This window comes from Nocardioides sp. (genome assembly GCF_004803405.1).
Classification (GTDB): domain Bacteria; phylum Actinomycetota; class Actinomycetes; order Propionibacteriales; family Nocardioidaceae; genus Nocardioides; species Nocardioides vastitatis.
Window position 1 is genome coordinate 9,003 of the sequence record NZ_SSXI01000268.1, and the last position, 3,154, is coordinate 12,156.

Consider the following 3,154-nt stretch of genomic DNA (forward strand, 5'->3'; position numbering starts at 1 on the left):
GGGGTCGGTCGGGTCGGTCGGGTCGGTCGGCCTCACCGTCGACCCTTCGGCTGCCGAGCGACCGGGATCCCGGGGCGACCTGCCGCGCGTCGGCGCGATGTCGAGCAGCACGACCTGACGCGTCCTCGCCGGCGCGCAGTCGCAGAGCTTCGGCATGTCCTCGGGGATGACCACGCCGCCGGGGGGCGGGACGTAGACCGGGACGGTGGCGGCCTGCTTCTCATAGCGCCGCATCAGCGCAAGCACCGTGCGGACGAAACCGGGCGCCCGGTGGAAGGACGCCAGTGCCTCCCGCAACGGCCGCGCCTTGGCGAGCGTGCCTTCGCCGGCGCACAGGAGCACAGCCGCGGCCAGGGCCGCGTCATCGAGGTCCTGCGGGTTGCGGGTCGCGTCGTTGTCAGCGTCGACAGCGACCTTGGCCCAGATGGTCGGAAGGAAGCCCAGGGGACCGATCGGCGCGTCCCAGCGCTGGTTCAGGTCGAGGCGACCTCGGTCGGTGTCGCTGAGCCGGCCGCGACCCTGCTTGCCGTTCAGGGGCCGGTCGACCAGGGCGGGCGTGATCCGGCCGGCCCTGGTGATCCGGTGTGACAGGTCTGCGCCACGGCCGTGGTTGGACTCGACCCGGGCGATGGCGGCCAGGACCAGCCAGTCCAGCCGGCAGGGGACGGTGGCGTTGATGATCGCAGCCGCGCGCTGGTAGGCCATGACGGCGACGATCGGCGCGGCGTGGAGCGATCCGGGGTAGTCCCGCGGCGGGCCGATCCGCGCCCGTCGTACGTCGGCGGCCGGGTCGGAGACGACCGCCGGCTGCTCGGGCAGCGCGACCGCGATCGGCGGGGCCGACGGCGGCAGTGGCGCGGAGGACTCGACCTCGATCCGGGTGACGACAGCAGCAGGCTCCGGGCTGACGACCTGGCCAGCGACCGCTGTCGTGACCACCGAGCCGACCGCCACGGCGACGACGGCCACCACCGCCGCACGCGTGCGGCGCGACATGCGCTGCAACAGTGCGTCAGCGATCCCCATGGCCAAACCGTCCTCGTCGTGTCGGGAAGTCCAGTCAACGCCTGAAGGGCCCCTTCCCACAGCGGAATGCCCGATTGGGTACCCGGAATTGTCCATCCGCACCTCCGCCGACAGCGCAGCCGACACCACAGTCGGCCGAGTCGCGCCCGGTCCACGACCCGATGACAGATCGGCGTTCCGGGCGGATGATGGGTCAGTGCCCGCGATGAAGCCGGTCCTCCCGCGGACGGGCGAGGTCTACCTCGATGCCCGTACGGCGGACCGCGCGCTGCGGGTGAGCTGGCACTCCGAATCCGGGCTGGTCGTGCTCTCGCTGTGGCGGGGCAATGTCTGCGCCGGTTCGTTCCAGCTCGCGGCCGAGGAGGTTCCCGACCTCATCGACGTGCTGCGCGCCGGCCTGGACGCCTCGTACGACGACGCGCTGGCCAGGCTGCGTGACGCGCGACTGAGCGACGCGGGCTGACTGCCCGGTCGGCCGCCCGCAGGGCCCTCCGGGGTGAGAGGATGCCGCGCGTGGCTGAGCTGACCTTCCGTACCGGGACGATGGACGCGGGCAAGTCGACCCTCGCTCTGCAGACCAACCACAACCACGCCGCACGGGGCCGGATCGGGCGGCTGTTCACCTCCCACGACCGCACCGGAGCCGCACAGGTCTCCTCCCGGCTCGGCCTGACCGCCGAGGCGCAGGAGGTCACCGACGACTTCGACTTCTGGCGGTTCACCGTCGACGCGCTCACCCAGGGCGCACGGATCGACTACTTCATCTGCGACGAGGCGCAGTTCTACACCGACCAGCAGATCGACCAGCTCGCGAAGGTGGTGGACGAGCTGCAGATCGACGTCTTCTGCTTCGGCATCCTCACCGACTTCCGCACCCGGCTCTTCCCCGGCTCGGCCCGGCTGGTCGAGCTCGCGGACCGCACCGAGGTGCTCCAGGTCGAGGCACTGTGCTGGTGCGGCAAACGGGCGACCCACAACGCCCGCACCGAGAACGGCGTGATCGTCACCGAGGGGGAGGTGATCGTCGTGGGCGACGTGGAGACCGTGCTCGATGAGGACGTGGAGGTCGCCTACGAGGTGCTCTGCCGCCAACACCACCGGCGGGGGCTCACCGCGGCCCGAGCCCGCGCCGTCAGCCTCTCCCCCGAGCCGCTGCCGTTCGACTAGCGCCCGTCGCGGTGCTCACCCGAAGAGGAAGCCGCTACTGGGGATCACCACCCGCTCCCCGTCCAAGCCCTCCACGACCACCGCGCAGGTGCCGGCCGGCACCTCGCAGGTGAGCAGATCGACCGTGTCGCCGCCGGCGCCCTCGCGCAGCACGGCGACCGTGTCGGCATCCAGCCACTCGTAGGCACCAGCATCCGACGTGCCGACGTCGAACCGGACCCGCTCCCCGGTTCGCACGTCGAGCGCGGACAGCAGGTCGTAGTCGATCACCCGGTGACCGTCCGGCGACAGCGTCCCCAGGTCGACGCCTTCGGCCACGGGCACCACCACCTGACCGCTCGTGTCGACCACCTCCCCGCCGACGTCACCCCCACGCTCGTCCTCGACGAGCCGGACGATGTGTCCGTTCTCGACGTCGGAGACCCACCCCGACTCCTCCGGTGAGGCCAGGATCCGCGCCTCACCGGTCTCGAGATCGGTGGCGACCGTCCCTCGCCGGTCCAGCCAGTAGGCCGTGCCATCCTCGATCGCGAGGTACCACGCGACGTTCGGAGGCCACTCCCCGGTCATCGAGGCGTCCGTGTGCGCGTCGTCGCGGGTCTGCTCGCCGGTGGCCACGTCATGGGTGACGAACGTCGGCTTCTCTCCCGCGCGGTCCACCCAGCCCACCAGCGACGACTCCTCATCGGAGACGAGCACCGGCAGCCCCTGCTCCACCGCGGCGCCGGCGCCGATCTTCTCTACGTCGCCGTCCCGGAAGCTGTAGACCGCACCGGCCTCGTCGGCGAACACCATCCCCTCCGAGGTCCGGACCAGGGAGCGCGCCTCGTGGCCCAGGTCGTGCTGGGCGTGGGGGGTGTGGAGCGTGCTCCCGACCACCCACGTCACCTCGGGCACGACCGGGTCGGGCTGCACCGCCGCCCGGTCCTCGCCATCCGCGGCGGCCAGGCCGAGCGCCGTG

General features: G+C 71.9%; 4 protein-coding genes. 2 read left to right on the forward strand and 2 right to left on the reverse strand.

The window, feature by feature from the left end; genetic code table 11:
* Window positions 1-1,026, reverse strand: a 1,026-nt coding sequence (locus E7Z54_RS23505) for a lytic transglycosylase domain-containing protein (protein ID WP_168798422.1), incomplete at its 3' end; no start/stop codon positions are given.
* Between the two features lie 196 nt (window positions 1,027-1,222).
* Between E7Z54_RS23505 and E7Z54_RS19325 the strand changes: the two genes are divergently transcribed.
* Together E7Z54_RS19325 and E7Z54_RS19330 are read left to right on the forward strand one after the other, a co-directional pair.
* Entirely contained in the window at window positions 1,223-1,489 is a 267-nt protein-coding gene (locus tag E7Z54_RS19325; RefSeq protein WP_206056410.1) for a hypothetical protein, read from the forward strand.
* Between the two features lie 41 nt (window positions 1,490-1,530).
* Window positions 1,531-2,193, forward strand: coding sequence for a thymidine kinase (locus E7Z54_RS19330; RefSeq protein ID WP_206056411.1), 663 nt, complete (start codon window positions 1,531-1,533; stop codon window positions 2,191-2,193).
* A 15-nt stretch (window positions 2,194-2,208) separates the two neighbouring features.
* Here E7Z54_RS19330 and E7Z54_RS23510 read toward each other — a convergent pair.
* Window positions 2,209-3,154, reverse strand: a 946-nt coding sequence (locus E7Z54_RS23510) for a hypothetical protein (protein WP_168798423.1), incomplete at its 5' end; no start/stop codon positions are given.